This is a genomic window from Catellatospora sp. KI3, assembly GCF_029948125.1.
In the GTDB taxonomy this organism is placed as follows: domain Bacteria; phylum Actinomycetota; class Actinomycetes; order Mycobacteriales; family Micromonosporaceae; genus Catellatospora.
Window position 1 is genome coordinate 1 of record NZ_JASAMB010000021.1, and the last position, 17,850, is coordinate 17,850.

At 72.0% G+C, this 17,850-nt stretch carries 13 protein-coding genes and 1 tRNA gene; 3 read left to right on the forward strand and 11 right to left on the reverse strand.

Translation table 11 applies throughout. The features are described 5' to 3' along the window. Window positions 1-74 precede the first annotated feature (74 nt). Together QEZ54_RS27875 and QEZ54_RS27880 are read right to left on the reverse strand one after the other, a co-directional pair. The gene (locus QEZ54_RS27875) at window positions 75-1,328 is read right to left on the reverse strand and encodes a hypothetical protein (RefSeq protein ID WP_281307703.1); all 1,254 of its coding nucleotides are present in this window, start codon (window positions 1,326-1,328) and stop codon (window positions 75-77) included. A gap of 32 nt (window positions 1,329-1,360) precedes the next feature. Beyond that, the gene (locus QEZ54_RS27880) at window positions 1,361-1,975 is read right to left on the reverse strand and encodes a response regulator (protein ID WP_281307704.1); all 615 of its coding nucleotides are present in this window, start codon (window positions 1,973-1,975) and stop codon (window positions 1,361-1,363) included. A gap of 73 nt (window positions 1,976-2,048) precedes the next feature. On the opposite strand from QEZ54_RS27880, the gene QEZ54_RS27885 reads away from it, so the two are divergent. Together QEZ54_RS27885 and QEZ54_RS27890 are read left to right on the forward strand one after the other, a co-directional pair. After that, window positions 2,049-2,133 (forward strand) — tRNA-Leu (locus tag QEZ54_RS27885). A 215-nt stretch (window positions 2,134-2,348) separates the two neighbouring features. Beyond that, window positions 2,349-2,915 carry a hypothetical protein gene (locus QEZ54_RS27890; RefSeq protein ID WP_281307705.1) on the forward strand — a complete coding sequence of 189 codons (567 nt, stop codon included), beginning with the start codon at window positions 2,349-2,351 and terminating at the stop codon, window positions 2,913-2,915. A gap of 249 nt (window positions 2,916-3,164) precedes the next feature. Here QEZ54_RS27890 and QEZ54_RS27895 read toward each other — a convergent pair whose 3' ends face one another. The 6 genes from QEZ54_RS27895 to gltB form a co-directional block, all read right to left on the reverse strand. Then, window positions 3,165-3,599 carry an Rrf2 family transcriptional regulator gene (locus QEZ54_RS27895; RefSeq protein WP_281307706.1) on the reverse strand — a complete coding sequence of 145 codons (435 nt, stop codon included), beginning with the start codon at window positions 3,597-3,599 and terminating at the stop codon, window positions 3,165-3,167. 173 nt (window positions 3,600-3,772) lie between these two features. After that, window positions 3,773-4,651, reverse strand: a complete 879-nt coding sequence (locus QEZ54_RS27900) for an acyl-CoA thioesterase II (RefSeq protein ID WP_281307707.1) — start codon at window positions 4,649-4,651, stop codon at window positions 3,773-3,775. Between the two features lie 36 nt (window positions 4,652-4,687). Then, a complete protein-coding gene (pyk, locus tag QEZ54_RS27905) occupies window positions 4,688-6,121 on the reverse strand; it encodes a pyruvate kinase (protein ID WP_281307708.1) in 1,434 nt (477 codons plus the stop codon). A gap of 55 nt (window positions 6,122-6,176) precedes the next feature. Beyond that, entirely contained in the window at window positions 6,177-7,070 is an 894-nt protein-coding gene (locus QEZ54_RS27910) for an LLM class flavin-dependent oxidoreductase (protein ID WP_281307709.1), read from the reverse strand. 184 nt (window positions 7,071-7,254) lie between these two features. Beyond that, the gene (locus tag QEZ54_RS27915) at window positions 7,255-8,724 is read right to left on the reverse strand and encodes a glutamate synthase subunit beta (RefSeq protein ID WP_281307710.1); all 1,470 of its coding nucleotides are present in this window, start codon (window positions 8,722-8,724) and stop codon (window positions 7,255-7,257) included. Continuing rightward, the gene (gene gltB / locus QEZ54_RS27920) at window positions 8,717-13,294 is read right to left on the reverse strand and encodes a glutamate synthase large subunit (protein ID WP_281307711.1); all 4,578 of its coding nucleotides are present in this window, start codon (window positions 13,292-13,294) and stop codon (window positions 8,717-8,719) included. Before gltB ends, QEZ54_RS27915 begins: the two co-directional genes overlap by 8 nt. A 537-nt stretch (window positions 13,295-13,831) precedes the next feature. Here gltB and QEZ54_RS27925 point away from each other — a divergent pair. Then, window positions 13,832-14,683, forward strand: a complete 852-nt coding sequence (locus QEZ54_RS27925) for a hypothetical protein (protein WP_281307712.1) — start codon at window positions 13,832-13,834, stop codon at window positions 14,681-14,683. A 256-nt stretch (window positions 14,684-14,939) separates the two neighbouring features. Here QEZ54_RS27925 and QEZ54_RS27930 read toward each other — a convergent pair whose 3' ends face one another. The 3 genes from QEZ54_RS27930 to QEZ54_RS27940 all read right to left on the reverse strand — a co-directional run bounded on the left by QEZ54_RS27930 (window position 14,940) and on the right by QEZ54_RS27940 (window position 17,537). Continuing rightward, window positions 14,940-16,139, reverse strand: a complete 1,200-nt coding sequence (locus QEZ54_RS27930; protein ID WP_281307816.1) for an NAD(P)/FAD-dependent oxidoreductase — start codon at window positions 16,137-16,139, stop codon at window positions 14,940-14,942. 67 nt (window positions 16,140-16,206) lie between these two features. Further along, complete coding sequence (lgt, locus tag QEZ54_RS27935; RefSeq protein ID WP_281307713.1) at window positions 16,207-17,229, reverse strand: prolipoprotein diacylglyceryl transferase; 1,023 nt, start codon at window positions 17,227-17,229, stop codon at window positions 16,207-16,209. A 122-nt stretch (window positions 17,230-17,351) separates the two neighbouring features. Continuing rightward, window positions 17,352-17,537 carry a hypothetical protein gene (locus tag QEZ54_RS27940; protein ID WP_281307714.1) on the reverse strand — a complete coding sequence of 62 codons (186 nt, stop codon included), beginning with the start codon at window positions 17,535-17,537 and terminating at the stop codon, window positions 17,352-17,354. Window positions 17,538-17,850 lie beyond the last annotated feature (313 nt).

Below are 17,850 nucleotides of genomic sequence, written 5' to 3' on the forward strand. Positions count from 1 at the left end.
AAGACCTCGCTGAAGGGTTGACCCAACCGTTACTTGACCAGCCCTGAGAGGTCACCCGCCCAGGTGGCGGGGCATCAGCCGACCCGTTCGGGCAGCTCGGCCAGCCACACCCGCCCGGCGGCCCCGTCATCGGCCAGCAGCAGCACCCGGCGGCCCGCCGCGGCCACCCCCGCCGCCGCCTCACCCTTGGCCGCCAGCGCCCCCGGCAGGGCCACCGGAACCCAGCGGCCCGGCTCCGGCGACAGCCACAACCGGTACTCCACCGCGTCCGACACCGCCGCCAGCACCCCCGGCCCGGCCGCCGCCAACCCGGCCACCCAGGCCGTCGGACCGTCCGTACGGCCGAAACCGCCCCCGTCCTGCCAGGCCCCGCCGACCAGGCGCCACGCCCCGAACACGTCCCCGCGCAGGCCCACCGCGACCGGCACCCCGCCCGCCACGACCACCCGCCCGAACTCCTCGTACGCGGTCGTCGCCGGAGCAGGCACCCGCCGCCACGACCGGCCGTCGGCCGAGGTCCACGCCATCGGGTCGCGGTCGATCCGCCCCGCCGGGGCCAGCGCCCCGACCTCCAGCCAGCCGTCGGCGGTCGCCGCCACATCGTTGGCGACCGTGCGGCCCCCGTCGTCGGAGGCCAGCCCCGGCACCCCGTCGACCAGGGTGAACTCGGTCGCGTCCGGCGACAGCCAGACCGCCGCCCCGGACTTGCGGTTGCCCGCGATCGCGAACCCCAGCTGCCCGCCCCGCACCCGCGCCACGTTCACCGCGTCGTTGCCGCCGTACACCTCCATGTACGCGGTCACCTCGACCAGCGAGCCGTCCGCGGCGCTGTACCAGCTGCTCACCCGGGGGTTGCCGTGCGCGCCGCCGCTCTTGGCGCCCAGCACCGCCACCCGGTCCCCCGCGCAGCCGACGGAGTAGAGCACGTCCTGCTCGCCGTAGAAGGTCTTCGGACGCAGCGCCAGCGGCTGCCAGGCCAGGCCGTCCGGCGCCGTCCAGGCCGCCGGCCGGGTGCCGCCGTCCGCCTCGGCCACGGCCCCCACCAGCACCCACCGCCCGGCGCAGACCGTCGCGTCGCGCAGCATCAGGCGGCCCGGCTCGCCGGGCGGCACCGGCAGCGACACCGGCTGCCAGGACACACTCAGCGGGGACGGCTGCGGCGACGGCGCGGGATCGGCCGAACCGGCCGTGCACCCCGCCATCGCCGCACCCGCGAGCAGGACCGCGAGCGCGGCCCGGACCGGTCCGCCCCGGCCGGGCAGACCTCCGGGCCCGCTATCGTCGTCGATGGAACCGCGGCCCGTGGAAACGCCGTGACCAGTGCGCATCCGGCGATTCTAGGAGCAGCGGTCCATTGTGGCTACTCCTCGGCCGCCGCCGCGTCGGCCGCCTCGACGATGATGCGCTCGGCGACCTCGCGCATCGTCAGGCGGTGGTCCATCGCGGTGCGCTGGATCCACTTGAACGCCTGCGGCTCGTTCATGCCGTACTGCGTCATCAGCGCGCCCTTGGCCCGCTCGACCGCCTTGCGCGTCTCCAGCCGGTCGTTCAGTCCGGCGACCTCGGCCTCCAGCGCCGACACCTCGGCGAAGCGGGACAGCGCGATCTCGATCGCCGGCACCAGGTCACTCTGCTGGAACGGCTTCACCAGGTATGCCATGGCGCCGGCCGCACGGGCCCGCTCCACCAGGTCGCGCTGGCTGAACGCGGTCAGGATGATCACAGGGGCGATCCGGGCGCCTGCGATCTTCTCCGCGGCGGCCAGCCCGTCCATGATCGGCATCTTGATGTCGAGGATGCACAGGTCGGGCCGCAACTCCTCGGCCAGCTTCACGGCGGTCTCGCCGTCACCCGCCTCGCCGACCACGTCGTAGCCCTCCTCGCCGAGCATTTCGGCAAGGTCGAGCCGGATCAGCGCCTCGTCCTCCGCGATCAGCACCCGCTTGCGCGCGGAACTTGCCTGCACCTCGGTCACCGGAACCCTACCCCCACACCAACGAACTCTATTGCTTAGCCGGAAGCCTAGTCGGGTACAGTGTCCCAAGTTCGCCGGGATGGTGTAATCAGGCAGCCACGATCGTCTCAAAAGCGATTGCCCGAGAGGGCGTGCGGGTTCGAGTCCCGCTCCCGGCACTTTTGTCGTACATCTGTATCAACATCTGTGCGTGCATCCACTCGCCGTAAGGTCGCACGCACGACGTCTTCGGAGCCAGGGCAATTCGGTCCGGGCCATCGCCGCATCACTGAACGTTCCGTACAGCACCGTCGACAAGTGGTGCCACGGAAAGATCGCCTCCGAACACCGGTACACCGAACTCAGATGTCCGCGCTGCAGGCAACCGCAGCGCATGCCGGACGCGGGCGAGCCGTACGCGTACCTCCTCGGCTCCTACCTGGGTGATGGACATCTCGTCCTGAAGGCCAAGGTGCCCGTGCTCCGCGTGTACTGCGCCGACGCGTATCCGGCGATCATGGCGGAGGTGAGTGACGCCATGCTCGCGGTGCTGGCCAACAGCGTCCAGCGGATCTCCGCGAGGAACTGCACCAGGATCCAGAGCTACTCCAAGCACTGGCCGTGCCTGTTTCCGCAGGCGGGGCCGGGGCGCAAGCATGAACGGCCGATCGTGTTGGAGCCGTGGCAGGAGGAGGTCGTCGCGGCCCATCCGGGTCCGTTCGTACGGGGCCTGTTCCACTCCGACGGCTGCCGCACCACCAACCGGATCGTCAAGGCGGGCCGAACCTACGAGTACCCCCGCTACCTGTTCGCCAACGAGTCGGCCGACATCCTCGCCCTCTGCGGCCAGGCCCTGGACCGCCTCGGCATCGCCTGGCGCCTGAACCGCCGCAACAGCCTCTCGGTCGCCCGCCGCGCCGCCGTCGCCCGCCTGGACCACCACGTCGGCCCCAAGTCCTGAGCCGCCTGCCGCCGCCCTGCCGGCCGCCCTGGTGATCAGCGTTCGCGGTCGCCAACGGCCCTCTCAAGCGGCGATGTCACCGCAGACGACGATCATCGCGCCCCGCCACCCCTCAGCCGCCCGCCTCCGGACAGCCCACACCCGCAGGCCGTCCTAGGAACCCAGCTAAGTGGTCCGAAAGCTGGAGTTCTCGCCGATTTAACGCGGATTGAATATCCGGCGGTGCCAGGGGGCAGTGCCGGGCTCGGCTCAGACGACCGCGGGGTTGTACCGGATGACCGCCTCCGGCAGCGGGCCGGACACCACGTGGGCGATGGTGACCTGGGTCAGGATGTGCCGCTCGGACTCCTCCACCGCGGACCAGACCTGGGCCAGTGCGGCGGCCGCGCCGAGTGGGGCGTCGCCGCCCGGCGAGCGGGGCGACCCCAGCGGGCCGTCGATGACCTCGATGACGTCGACGAGGGTGATCTGATCGGCCGTCCTGGCGAGCCAGTAGCCGCCCTCGGGTCCGCGCTGGGCGAAGACGATGCCGCCGCGCCGCAGCTGGAGCAGGATGCTCTCGCAGAACTTGGGCGGGATCTCCTGCGCGCGGGCGATGCGCTCGGCGGTTATCGGCGCGCCGCCACTGGTCGCGAGCTCGATGACGGCGCGCAGCGCGTAGTCGACGCGGGCGGAAAGTCGCATGACGCGATTATCGCTCAAAAAGATCACTTCCCCCACCGCATCATCGCGGTCGATCCCACCAGCTTGTTCGTGATCGCCGTCTCCGGTTAACAACCGCCCGTCGAACGTATCCCCAGACCCGAAGCCGCGATCTTGCCGCCCCGCCGGGCCGCGGCAGCGCCGCCGGGAGCCGGTCAGCCGCCGACGCGGCGCAGCAGGCCCTCCTGGACCGCGGTGGCGATGTGGCGGCCGTCGCGGGTGAACATGCGGCCGGTGGCCAGGCCGCGCGAGCCGGACGCGGACGGGCTGGCGCAGTCGTACAGGAACCACTCGTCGGCGCGGAAGGGCCGGTGGAACCACAGGGCGTGGTCGAGGCTGGCGCCGATGACGCCGCCGGGTCCCCATACCTCGCCGTGCACGGACAGCACCGCGTCGAGCAGGGTCAGGTCGGACATGTAGGTGAGCGCGCAGGCGTGCAGCAGCGGGTCGTCGGGCAGTTTGCCGTCCAGGCGCATCCATACCCGCTGCCTGGGGTCGGCTTCGCGGGTGCCGGGGCGGACCCAGCCGGGTTCGCCGAGGTAGCGCACGTCCATGGGGCGCGGGATGAGCTTCCAGACGCCGAGGCGCTCCGGGTACGGCGCGAGCCGGTCGGTCATGGTGGGCACGTCGTCGGGTCCGGGGACGTCGGCCGGGGCGGGGTCGTGGTGGTCGAGGCCTTCCTCGCGTACCTGGAAGGAGGCCGACATCACGAAGATCTCCTTGCCCCGCTGCTTGGCCACGGAGCGCCGGACGGAGAAGGAGCGCCCGTCGCGGATGCGCTCGACGTGGTAGTCGACGGGTTCGGTCATGTCCCCGGCGCGGACGAAGTATCCGTGCAGCGAGTGCACGGTGCGGGACGGGTCGACGGTGCGCCCGGCCGCGGTGAGCGCCTGTGCGGCGACCTGGCCGCCGTAGATGCGGGGCGGGCCGACGGGCGGGTTCTGGCCCCGGTAGACGAGGTCGTCCACCGGGGCCAGATCCAGCAGCTCGACCAGGCTGTCGACAGCCGCCTGGCCGGTCAAGGGCTCAGTCATGCACTGAGCTTAGGGGTGAGCCTGCTGTGGCTCGCCTCACGCGTTGCGGTTCGGCACGGCCAGGGAGCCGAGCTGGTGCACGCGCAGGGTGTTGGTGGAGCCGGGGGTGCCGGGCGGGCTGCCCGCGACGACCACCACGTAGTCGCCGACGTTGGCCCGGCCGAGGCTGAGCAGCTGCTCGTCGACCTGGCGGAACATGTCGTCGGTGTGGTGCACGAACGGCATCAGGAAGGTCTCCACGCCCCAGGAGAGCGCGAGCTGGTCGCGGGTCTCCCGCTGCGGGGTGAAGGCCAGCAGGGGCAGTTCGCAGTGCAGGCGGGCGAGCCGGTGCACGGTGTCGCCGGAGACGGTGAACGCGACCAGGGCCTTGGCGCCGACGGCGCGGGCGATCTGGGACGCGGCCACGGTGAGCGCGCCGCCGCGGGTGCGGGGGTCGTGCTGCAGGCGCGGGACCGAGATCTGGCCGGCCTCCGTGGTGGCGATGATCTTCGCCATGGTGGAGACGGTCAGCACCGGGTACTTGCCGACGCTGGTCTCGCCGGAGAGCATGACCGCGTCGGCGCCGTCGAGGACGGCGTTGGCGACGTCGGAGGCCTCGGCGCGGGTCGGGCGCGAGTTCTCGATCATGGAGTCGAGCATCTGCGTGGCCACGATGACCGGCTTGGCGTACTCGCGGCCGAGCTGGACGGCGCGCTTCTGCACCAGCGGGACCTGGTCGAGCGGGAGCTCGACGCCGAGGTCGCCGCGGGCGACCATGAGGCCGTCGAAGGCGTCGGTGATGGCCTCGAGGTTGTCGACCGCCTCAGGCTTCTCGATCTTCGCGATGACGGGCCGGACGATGCCGACCTCGTGCATGATCGCGTGGACGAGCTTGATGTCCTCGGGCGAGCGCACGAACGACAGGGCGATGAGGTCGACGCCGAGCGCGAGCGCGAAGCGCAGGTCCTCGGCGTCCTTCTCGGACATCGCGGGCACCGAGACGGCGACGTTCGGCAGCGAGACGCCCTTGTGGTTGGAGACCGGTCCGCCCTCGACCACGAGGCAGCGGATGTCGGGCCCGTCGACGCCGGTCACCTCGACGGCGACCTTGCCGTCGTCGATGAGCAGGCGGTCGCCGACCTTGACCTCGGCCGGGAGCTTGCGGTAGGTACAGGAGACGCGGTCGGCGGTGCCGAGGATGTCGTCGCTGGTGATGACAACACTGTCACCTGTACGCCATTCGACGGCGCCGTCCGCGAACTTGCCAAGTCTGATCTTCGGACCCTGGAGGTCGGCCAGCGTCGCCACAGCCTTGCCGGTCGCCGCCGCCACCTCACGCACGCGCAGGTAGGCCTGCTCGTGGTCGGTGTGGGAACCGTGGCTGAAGTTCATGCGGGCGACGTCCATGCCGGCCTCGACGAGCCCCCGGAGGCGCTCGGAAGACCAGGTGGCCGGACCGAGAGTGCAGACGATCTTTGCGCGGCGTGTCACGACCGGCAAGCCTAGTCCTCCGATGTGACTTACGTTGCAACGGGGCAACACTGTCTCAACAATTTCCGGCTATCGCGCTCACCGCAGCGGGCAGTTCCGCCCAGACGCCCTGTCCGGCATCGAAGCAGGTCCCGGGCACGGGACGGTGCACGACGATCTCGTCGAAGCCCATTTCGGCGTACCGCGCAGCGAAGTCGACGAATGCTTCGACCGACTCCAAAGGTGCTTCCTGAGTGAACCCCGTGAGCAAGATCTTGGACAATTCCGCGCTGTCGCGCCCGATCGCCGCGCATGCCCGATTCAGCGCTGCGAGCTGCCCGGCGAGGATGCCCGGGATCTCGGCCGGATCGGTCTCGTCGCCCTTGCGGGCCGGTCCGGTGGTGATCCAGGCCTGCCCGTGCCCCGCGGCCAGGGCCAGGCCGCGCGGCCCGGTGGCGGCCACGGCCAGCGGCAGCCTCGGCCGCTGCACGCAGCCGGGCACCATCCGGGCCTCGTACGCGCTGTAGTGCTTGCCGTGGTGGGTGGTGACCGGGTCGGTGAGCAGCCGGTCCAGCAGCGGCACGAACTCCTCGAAGCGCTCGGTGCGCTCGGCGGTCGACCAGGGCTCCTGGCCGAGCACGGTGGCGTCGAAGCCGACCCCGCCCGCGCCGATGCCCACGGTGATCCGCCCGTCGGACACGTCGTCGAGCGCGATCAGGTCCTTGGCCAGGGTGACCGGGTGCCGGAAGTTCGGCGAGGTGACCATGGTGCCCAGGCGCAGCCGTCCGGTCGCGGCCGCCGCGGCGGTCAGCGTGGGTACGGCCCCGAACCACGGCCCGAAGCGGAAGTCCCGCCAGGACAGGTGGTCGTAGGTGTACGCGGCGTGGAACCCCAGGTCCTCGGCTTCGCGCCAGATGTGGCGGCCCTCGCGCCAGGGGTAGACGGGCAGGATCAGAGCACTGACTCGCACCGCCCCGACGCTAGCAGCCCGACCGGCCGCGACGACCCGCTTCACCCCCGCGGTCAGCCGGATCACACCCCGCCCTCTTATTGACGCTGGCCTATCCAGAGGACCATTTTCCATGATCCGTGCTCTGGATAGGCCAGCGTCGATGCTAAGTGCAGCGGGTGATCACTCCCAGCCGGCCAGACGGTCAGACGGTGGCCAGGGGGCGGGAGGCGGGGCGGACGGGGGCGGGCAGGCTGCCCGCGCCGCCCAGGTACGAGTGGATCGCCGCGGCCGCCGAGCGCCCCTCCGCGATCGCCCACACGATCAGCGACGCGCCCTTGTGCGCGTCCCCGGCGACGAACACGCCGTCGGCCCCGGTCTGCCAGTCGGCGCCGCAGTCCACCGTGCCGCGGCGGCTGCGGGCCAGCCCGAGCTGCTCCAGCGCGGGCAGCGCGTCCGTGCCCTCGAAGCCGATCGCCAGCAGCACCAGGTCGGCCGGGATCTCCCGCTCGGTGCCGGGCAGCTCGCTGACCACACCCCGCCCGTCGACCCGCTGCACCACCACGTCGACCAGCACGATCGCCTTGACCTGCCCGGACTCGTCGCCGACGAACCGCTGCACGGCGACCGCGAACACCCGCTCGCCGCCCTCCTCGTGCGCGGCGTAGTTGCGCAGGATCCACGGCCAGGTGGGCCACGGGTCGCGCTCGGCGTCGCGGGCCTGCGGCGGCTCCGGGTACCGGTCGAGCTGGGTCACCGAGGCGGCGCCCTGCCGGTGCGCGACACCGAGGCAGTCCGCGCCGGTGTCGCCGCCGCCGATGATGATCACGTGCTTGCCGGCGGCGGTGACCGTGGCGGCCGGGCCGCCCGCCACTTCGACGTTGGCCTGCGCCAGGTGCACCATGGCCTGGTGGATCCCGGCCAGTTCGCGGCCGGGCGTGTCGGTCTCGCGCCCGGCCAGGGCCCCGGTGGCCAGCAGCACCGCGTCGTGCTCGGCGCGCAGCTGCGCGGCGGAGACGTCCACGCCGACGTTCACGCCGGTGCGGAAGCGCACCCCCTCGGCGGTCAGCTGCTCGACGCGGGCGTCGATGTGGTGCTTCTCCAGCTTGAAGTCCGGGATGCCGTAGCGCAGCAGGCCGCCGATGGCGTCGTCGCGCTCGTACACGGTGACCTGGTGGCCGGCGCGGGCCAGCTGCTGGGCGGCGGCCAGTCCGGCGGGGCCGGAGCCGACCACGGCCACCGTCTTGCCCGACGGGGTCGCGGCGGGCTGCGGCTTGACCTTGCCGTTGGCGTACGCCCGGTTGATGATCTCGACCTCGACCTGCTTGATCGTGACCGCGTCGTCGCCGATGGCGAGCACGCACGACGCCTCGCACGGCGCCGGGCACAGCCGCCCGGTGAACTCCGGGAAGTTGTTCGTGCTGTGCAGCGACTGGATCGCCGCGCTCCACGAACCGGTACGCACCAGGTCGTTCCAGTCCGGGATGCGGTTGCCCAGCGGGCAGCCCTCGTGGCAGAACGGGACGCCGCAGTCCATGCAGCGGCCCGCCTGCTCGCGGATCAGCTCGTCGTCGGCGGACGGGTACACCTCGCGCCAGTCCATGATCCGCACCGGGACCGGGCGGCGGGACGGCATCCGCCGGCCGAAGCGCAGGAAACCATTCGGATCAGGCACGTGCCACCTCCATGACCGCGGCGTTGACGTCACGGCCGGCAGCCTCGGCGGCACGCATTGCTTCGATCACGCGCTTGTAGTCGCGCGGGATGACGGCGGTGAAGCGCTCGACGCTGCCCGCCCAGTCGGCCAGCAGCTTCTCGGCCACCGCCGAACCGGTCTCGGCGTAGTGCCGCTCGACCAGCTCGTACAGGACTTCGGCGTCCACGTCGCCGACCGGGCCCAGGTCGACCAGCTCCCGGTTGACCAGCAGCGGGTCCAGGTCCAGCAGGAACGCCGCCCCGCCGGACATGCCCGCGGCGAAGTTGCGGCCGGTCGGGCCGAGCACCACCACGGTGCCGCCGGTCATGTACTCGCAGCCGTGGTCGCCCACGCCCTCGACCACCGCGGTCGCGCCGGAGTTGCGCACCGCGAAGCGCTGGCCGGCGCGGCCGCGCAGGAACGCCTCACCGGAGGTCGCGCCGTACAGCAGCGTGTTGCCCGCGATGATCTGCTCCTCGGCGGTGAACGGGCTGCGCTCGTCGGGGCGGATGACCAGCACCCCGCCGGACAGGCCCTTGCCGACGTAGTCGTTGGCGTCGCCGAACAGCCGCAGCGTGACGCCCGACGGCACGAACGCGCCGAAGGACTGGCCCGCGGTGCCGTGCAGGGTCACGTCGACGGTGCCCGCGGGCAGGCCCGCGCCACCGGCGCGGCGCACGACCTCGCCGCCGAGCATCGCGCCGACGCTGCGGTGCTCGTTGCGCACCGCCGCCTCGATCCGGACGGGCAGGCCGCCGACCAGGGCCGGTTCGGCGTCGCGGATCAGCTGGTTGTCCAGCGACGCCTCGAGCCCGTGGTCCTGCTCGCGCACCTTGCGGGGCGCGTCGCCGTACGGCGAGACCGGCACCGCGAGCACCGGCGACAGGTCCAGCCCGTGCGCCTTCCAGTGGTCGGTGGCCGGGGCCAGGTCGAGCAGGTCGGCGCGGCCGACGGCCTCGTCGATGCTGCGCAGGCCCAGCTGGGCCAGGTACGCCCGGACCTGCTCGGCCAGGAACCAGAAGAAGTTCTCCACGAACTCCGGCTTGCCGTTGAACCGCTCGCGCAGCACCGGGTTCTGGGTGGCGATGCCGACCGGGCAGGTGTCCAGGTGGCAGACGCGCATCATGACGCAGCCCGCGACGATCAGCGGCGCGGTGGCGAAGCCGAACTCCTCGGCGCCGAGCAGCGCGGCCACGACCACGTCGCGGCCCGTCTTGAGCTGGCCGTCGACCTGCACCGTGACCCGGTCGCGCAGCCCGTTGAGCAGCAGCGTCTGCTGCGTCTCGGCCAGGCCGAGCTCCCACGGGGTGCCCGCGTGCTTGAGCGAGTTCAGCGGCGACGCGCCGGTGCCGCCGTCGTGGCCGGAGATCAGGATGACGTCGGCCTTGAGCTTGGCGACGCCCGCCGCGACCGTGCCGACGCCGACCTCGCTGACCAGCTTGACGTGCACCCGGGCGCCCGGGTTGACGCACTTGACGTCGAAGACGAGCTGGGCGAGGTCCTCGATCGAGTAGATGTCGTGGTGCGGCGGCGGCGAGATCAGGCCGACGCCCGGCGTGGCGTGCCGGGTCTTGGCGATCCACGGCCACACCTTGTTGCCGGGCAGCTGGCCGCCCTCGCCGGGCTTCGCGCCCTGCGCCATCTTGATCTGGATGTCGTCGGCGTGCACCAGGTACTCGGTGGTCACGCCGAAGCGGCCCGAGGCGACCTGCTTGACCGCCGAGCGGCGCAGCGGGTCGTACAGGCGCTCGACGTCCTCGCCGCCCTCGCCGGTGTTCGACTTGCCGCCGATCCGGTTCATGGCGATGGCCAGGGTCTCGTGCGCCTCGGCCGAGATCGAGCCGTACGACATGGCGCCGGTCGCGAACCGCTTCACGATCTCCGTGACCGGCTCGACCTCCTCGATCGGGATCGGGGTGGCCTCCTTGAACCGGAACAGCCCGCGCAGCGAGCCCGCCTCGGCCGCCAGGCCGTCGACGGTGTCGGTGTAGCGCTGGAACACCTCGGCCTGGCCGGAGCGGGTCGCGTGCTGGAGCAGGAACACCGTCTCGGGGTTGAACAGGTGCACCTCGCCCTCGCGGCGCCACTGCCACTCGCCGCCGACCTCCAGCCGGCGGTGTGACTGCTCGGCCGGGTTGGTCGGGTACGCGGTCGCGTGGCGCGCCGCCACCTCGGCGTGGATCTCGGCCAGCCCGACGCCCTGGATGCGGCTCGGGGTGCCCGTGAAGTAGCGCTCGATCAGGCCGGACTTGAGGCCCACGGCCTCGAACACCTGCGCCCCGCAGTACGACGAGACGGTGCTGATGCCCATCTTCGACATGATCTTCTGGACGCCCTTGCCGAGCGCCTTGACCACGTTGCGGATCGCCTTCTCCGGCGCGATGCCGGGCAGCATGCCGGTCGCGATCAGGTCCTCGACGCCCTCGAACGCCAGGTACGGGTTGATCGCGGCGGCGCCGTAGCCGATCAGCACCGCGGCGTGGTGCACCTCGCGGCAGTCGCCGGACTCGACGACCAGCGCCACCTGGGTGCGGGTCTGCTCGCGCACCAGGTGCTGGTGCACCGCGGCGGTGAGCAGCAGCGACGGGATCGGGGCCAGGTCGGCGGTGGAGTCGCGGTCCGACAGCACCAGGATGCGCACGCCGTCCTCGATCGCCTCCGACACGTGGCGGCAGATCTCGGTGAGCCGGGCGCGCAGGCCCGCGTGGCCGTCGCGCAGCGGATACAGGCCGGAGACCCGCACCGCCTTGAACTCGGGCAGGTCGCCGTCCTCGTCGATCGACAGGATCTTGGCGAGCTCGTCGTTGTCGATGATCGGGTACGGCAGCACGATCTGGCGGCAGCTGCCCGCGCCCGGGTCCAGCAGGTTGCCCTCCGGCCCGATGGTCAGCGACAGGCTGGTCACCATCTCCTCGCGGATCGCGTCCAGCGGCGGGTTGGTGACCTGCGCGAAGATCTGGTGGAAGTAGTCGTAGAGCAGCCGCGGGCGCTTGGACAGCGGCGAGATCGGCGTGTCGGTGCCCATCGAGCCCAGCGGCTCGGACCCGGCCCGCGCCATCGGCGCGAGCAGGATCTTCAGCTCCTCCTCGGTGTAGCCGAAGGTCTGCTGGCGCCGCTGCACCGAGTCGTGGGTGTAGACGATGTGCTGCCGCTCGGGCAGGCCCTCCAGGTGCATCAGCCCGCCGTGCAGCCACTGCTCGTACGGCGCGGCCGCGGCCAGCTCACCCTTGATCTCGTCGTCGGAGATGACCCGCCCGGCGGCCGTGTCGACCAGGAACATCTTCCCCGGCTCCAGGCGGCCCTTGGCCACGACGGTGGCCGGGTCGAGGTCGAGCATGCCCGCCTCGCTGCCCAGCACGACCAGGCCGTCGGCGGTACGCCACCAGCGCCCCGGGCGCAGGCCGTTGCGGTCCAGCACCGCGCCGACGATGGTGCCGTCGGAGAACGCGACGCTGGCCGGGCCGTCCCACGGCTCCATCAGGCTGGCGTGGAACCGGTAGAACGCCTTCTTCGCCGGATCCATCACGGCGTCGTTCTCCCACGCCTCCGGGATCATCATCAGCACCGCGTGCGGCAGGCTGCGCCCGGCCAGGTGCAGCAGCTCCAGCACCTCGTCGAAGTTGGCCGAGTCGGAGGCGTCGGCGGTGCAGATCGGGAACAGGCGGCGCAGGTTGCCCGGCAGCAGCGGGCTGGCCAGCAGCGCCTCGCGCGCCTGCATCCAGTTGCGGTTGCCCCGGATCGTGTTGATCTCGCCGTTGTGCGCGATGAACCGGTACGGGTGGGCCAGCGGCCAGCTCGGGAAGGTGTTCGTCGAGAACCGCGAGTGCACCAGCGCGATCGCGCTGACCACGCGCTCGTCGGACAGGTCCGGGAAGAACGAGGCGAGCTGGTCGGGCGTGAGCATGCCCTTGTAGACCATGGTCCGGCCGGACAGCGACGGGAAGTACAGCGGCACGCCGCGCTCGCGGGTCTCCCGCTCGGTCTGCTTGCGCACGCAGTACGCCACGCGCTCCAGCTCCAGGCCGGAGAGCGGCTCGCCGTAGCGGTGCGCGGCGATGCTGTGCGCGGCCAGGAACACCTGGCGGATGCGCGGGCGGGCCTGCTCGGCGGTGGCGCCCAGGCCCTCCGCGTCGACCGGCACGTCGCGCCAGCCGAGGATCTGCGCCCCCTCGACCAGGGCGTACTTCTCCAGCACGGTCAGCGCGCGGGCCTCGTCGGCGCCGTTGACCGGCAGGAAGACCAGACCGGTCGCGTACTGCCCGGCGGGCGGCAGCGGGAAGTCGACCACCTCGCGCAGGAACGCGTCCGGCACCTGCAGCAGGATGCCGGCGCCGTCGCCGGTGGTGGTCTCTGCACCCCGGGCGCCGCGGTGGTCGAGCCGGCACAGGGCGCCCAGGCCCTTGGCGACCACGTCGTGGCTGGGGCGGCCGTGCACGTCGGCCACGAACGCGACGCCGCACGAGTCGTGCTCGAACGCGGGGTCGTAGAGGCCGACGGCGGCGGGAGCCGCACTGAGGGGCTGCAGGGGGTGCGGGTACGGCGATGCCACCGGGCCTCCTGTCGTCACGGGGAAAGAACTTCGGTAGCGGAGGCGAGCGATGCCTCTTCCGAGCGGGACGACGTCGGCCCTGTCGCAGAACTGAGGTGCGATTGTTCGCTGCGGTGCGATGTTCGCTTGTTCGGCGGTGCACGGACTCCCTCGTGCCGTGCACGAGTATGGGGACGAGTCTGTGAGTGTTGAGTCTACGTTAACCGGCAGGGGTGTCCACCAGACACAGATTGATCACACGTCCGAATGCTGGGAAGCTACTTCCCAGTCTATGTTCATGCCGACGTACTCGACCAGGCAGCCAGCAGGGTGTTCGTACGCGTTGCGAACGAGTTTCAGACAGGTGACATCGACATCGACCGCGTTAACCAACGGTGCCGTCCTGGGCGGCATCAGTTTCGACATTTCCGCTGATAGCAGCCCCAAACGGTCCTAGTCTGCGGCTGAGGGCCCGTAGCGGGCCACTGCACGCGGGGTCCGACCTCGGCCGTCGACGCCGGCCGACCCCGGCTCCGCTCTGGCGGAAGGTGGGAGCACGTGAATCCGACCCTGCAGAACACGCTGAGTGTGCTGTCGTACATCGCGCTCAAGGCCATCGCCTGCGCCGCGATCCTGATCGTCGGCTGGATCATCTCGAAGATCGTCGGCTCGCTGGTCGACAAGGGGCTGGCCAAGGCGCGCTTCAACCACCTCGCCCAGCGCACCCGGTTCGACCGGTGGACCGGCAAGTACACCGCCAGCGGGCTGGTGGGCAAGCTGGTGTACTACGCCCTGCTGCTGTTCACGTTCCAGCTCGCGTTCAGCGTGTTCGGGCCCAACCCGATCAGCGACCTGATCGACACGGTCATCGCCTGGCTGCCGCGCCTGATCGTGGCCTGCGCGATCGTGGTGGTCGCGGTCGCGATCGCCAACGCGGTCTTCGACGTGATCACCAACGCGCTGTCGCACTTCTCGTACGGCCGCATGCTGGGCCGCATCGCCCAGGTCGCCATCATCGTCTTCGGCGCCATCGCCGCGCTCAACCAGATCGGCGTCGCCACCGTGCTCACCGCGCCGATCCTGTGGGCGATCCTGGGCACCATCTCCGGCATCCTGATCGTCGGCCTCGGCGGCGGCCTGATCCAGCCGATGCGGGCCCGGTGGGAGCGCATGCTCGACAAGGTCGAGGTGGAGGGCGGCCGGGTGACGGCCCACCTGAAGGCGCGCGCCGCCGAGCAGCAGGCGGCGGTGGTCTCCGGCGCCAAGCCGGCCGGAGACGGCGGGATGGTGCAGCCGCCGTACGCGGGCACGGCCCCGACCGACGTCAAGACCCCGTCGGACGCGCGCTCGCTGTCCCAGGAGGCGTCCGAGCGCCTGCGCTCCGAACTCAAACCCGGCCAGGACCGCTGACCAGCGCCGGGGGCGGCCCAGCCCAGCCCCCGCCCCCGGCCCTTCTATTGACGCTGGCCTATCTAGAAGACGATTCCTCGAAATCCGTCTTCTAGATAGGCCAGCGTCGATGCTAAGCCGGCCGGTTCACAGCCCGGCCGGCCGGTTCACAGCCCGGCCGGCCGGTTCACAGCCCGGTTTGCGCCCCGGTCAGCCGGTTTGCGCCCCGGCCGGTTTCGCGGCCCGGTGGGGTGGTCTGGTGCCGGGGAGTGGGCGGTCAGGCGGCCGGGGGCTGCCATTGGGCGGCCACCTCGGCGGCCTTGTCCAGGACGCGGGGGGCCAGCGCGCCGAAGGCGCGGTCGCGGGCCCGGGTGACCAGCGAGCCGCGCGGGGCCAGCACCGCCCCCACCCGCTGCGTCTGCTTGCCCACCTGCGCCGCCCGAGGACGACGCGCCGCCGAGTACGCCGCCAGCGCCGCGTTCAGCCCCGGCCCGGGGATCGCCGGCAGCACCAGGGCCTTGAGCGTGGCCGCGTCCTCCAGGGCCAGGCCCGCGCCCTGGGTCAGGTGGTGCGGCATCGCGTGCGCGGCGTCGCCGAGCAGCACGAACCCGCCCGGCCCGCACGGGAACGCGAGTTCCGAGGGCAGCGGCCGCAGCTGGCGGCCGTCCTGCTGAACCAGGTCGTCGGGCTCAGTGGCGGCGAGCAGGTCGGAGATCGGCGCGTGCCACCCGGCGAACCAGCGCTTGAGCAGGGTGAGCTGAGTGGCCTTCGACTCGGGCCGGGCCGCCCCCGCCACGGTGGCGGTCCAGTAGATACCGCCGCGCGTCGAGGCGCCGGAGCTGCCGCGCTGGCCGAGTGAGGCGGCCAGGAAGCGGTAGCCGCCGCCCAGGGTCTCCCCGGCCAGCACCAGGTCGTCGGGCAGCTTCGGGGCACGGTACCAGGGAATGACCGCGCGCCAGGCGGCGTAGCCGGAGCTGACCGCGATGGACTGGGGCGCCAGTCGCGAGCGCAGCGCGCTGTCGGCGCCGTCGGCGGCGACCACCAGGTCGGCTTCCCAGGTCATCCGGCCGTCGCCGACGGCGGGGCGCTCGCCCGCCCGCGCCTGCACGGTACGGACCGCGACGCCGGTACGGATCTCGATGTGGTCGCCCAGCCCCGCGATGAACGTGTCGTGCAGATCCTCGGCGTGTACGACGACCGGCGCGGCCGCGCCCTGCGGCGCGGGCTGGGCCAGCCACTGGCCGTCGGCGCGGCGCAGGCCGCCCGCGGGCACCGGGGTGGCGATCGCGTCCAGCCCCGCGCCCAGGCCCAGCGACCGCAGCGCGGCCACGGCGTTGGGCCACAGCAGCAGGGCTGCCGGGTCGGCGCGCAACCGGTCCCCGCGCTCCAGCAGCGTCACCCGCCAGCCGGTACGCGCCAGCGCACCGGCGGTGGCCAGCCCACCGACACCCGCTCCGACCACCACCGCGCTGCGCATCAGACCCAGCCCCCTGCCCATCCGCCGTTTCCGGCGCGACCCGCCCCCGCGGGCCGCGCCGCTGCCGTCATTCGCGCGTCGACGTGCTGCTCTTGTGCTCGGCCTCGTCGGTGGCGTGGTCGGACTCGGCCGGCTTGGCCGGGGCCACCACGGTGTCCTCGGGACGGGTGCCGTTGGCCTGGAACGCCTCGTACTGCGCCTGGGTCACCGACTGGTAGCCCTTGGCCGGGTTGCCCTCGGCGTCGATGGCCGGGATCAGGAACTCCTGCGCGCCCTTGACCAGGAAGAAGTACGCCGCCGCCGCCAGGAACACGATGATCGAGGTCCAGACGTTCAGGCGCATACCGCCGATCATGGTGGCCGTGTCGGTGCGCATCGCCTCGATCCAGCCGCGGCCCAGCGTGTAGAGCATGACGTAGAGCGCGAAGGCGCGGCCCTTGCCGAACTTGAACTTGCGGTCCAGGGCGAACACGGCGCCCGCGACGCCCAGGTTCCACAGCAGCTCGTACAGGAACGTCGGGTGGTAGAGGCCCGGCATCAGCACCGGCTCGCCGTCCGGGCCGGTCAGCGCCTGGCCCGGGTTCTCGTCCGACATCACGTGCACCTGCAGGCCCCAGGGCAGGTCGGTCTTGCCGCCGAAGAGCTCGTTGTTGAACCAGTTGCCCAGCCGGCCCACGGCCTGCGCCAGCGGCAGCCCGACCGCGATGCAGTCGGCCACGAAGGTGAAGGTGATGCCGAGCTGGCGGCAGGCCAGCCAGGCACCGACCGCGCCACCGGCGACACCGCCCCAGATGCCCAGGCCGCCCTCCCAGATGTAGAGGGCCTTCACCAGGCTGCCGTCGGCGCCGAAGTAGGCCTCGGGCGAGGTGAGCACGTGGTAGATCCGCGCGCCGACGATGCCGAACGGCACCGCCCACACCGCGACGTCGAGCACGGCCCACGGCGGGGCGCCCCGGCTGCGCATGCGGCGGTCGGTGACATAGCACGCCAGGATGATGCCGGCGATGATGCACAGGGCGTACGCGCGCAGCGGGACCGGTCCGAGGTGCCAGACCGCGGTAGACGGCGACGGGATGGAGGCGAGGTTCACGGGCACGAACGATACCGCCCCGACCCCCCTCCCCCACACCCCCGCCCGCCCCGACATTTATGTCGATCATGAACTTATGGCACGGCTGAACGGCGCGTCACCGCCACAAGTTCATGATCACCTCAGGCGTACCAGTGCGCGGTGTGCCGGTGCCGGTAGGGAACTATGTCGATGTCGGGATCGAACGGGTCGCGGACGGCGGCGCGCAGGGCGCGGCGCAGGCGGGCGCGGGCGCGGCGCTCGTCGATGTAGGCCAGGTGGTGAGCGTCGCCGCTGCCGCCGGGCACGAACCGGGTGAGGGCGTGCACCTGCACGCGGTGGCGCAGGCGCTGCGGCCGGGGGCGGCGGCACGCCCAGGCCGCCCCGTTCAGGCAGGCGTGGCTGTAGCGCAGGTCGGCGAGTTCCGCCGCGCGGATCGCCGAGGTGTCGCGGCGGTGCCGGTGCAGCGGCAGGTGGTGGGTGGTGCGGGACCTGCGCGATCCTCCGATCGCGGCCAGGTCGGTCCTGGCGCGCTAACGGAAGCCGCCCGGCCCACGTTCACGCGTCTGCATGCCGCCAGCAAACCCCATCCACGCAATGTCGATCATGAACCTGTGGCGGCGACACGCCGTCGAGCCGTGC

Coding starts and splice junctions, on each gene's coding strand:
- QEZ54_RS27875 (WP_281307703.1), bottom strand. CDS start 1,328: ATGCGCACTGGTCACGGCGTTTCCACGGGCCGCGGTTCCATCGACGAC.
- QEZ54_RS27890 (WP_281307705.1), top strand. CDS start 2,349: ATGCCGGACGCGGGCGAGCCGTACGCGTACCTCCTCGGCTCCTACCTG.
- QEZ54_RS27895 (WP_281307706.1), bottom strand. CDS start 3,599: ATGCGACTTTCCGCCCGCGTCGACTACGCGCTGCGCGCCGTCATCGAG.
- QEZ54_RS27900 (WP_281307707.1), bottom strand. CDS start 4,651: ATGACTGAGCCCTTGACCGGCCAGGCGGCTGTCGACAGCCTGGTCGAG.
- QEZ54_RS27930 (WP_281307816.1), bottom strand. CDS start 16,139: ATGCGCAGCGCGGTGGTGGTCGGAGCGGGTGTCGGTGGGCTGGCCACC.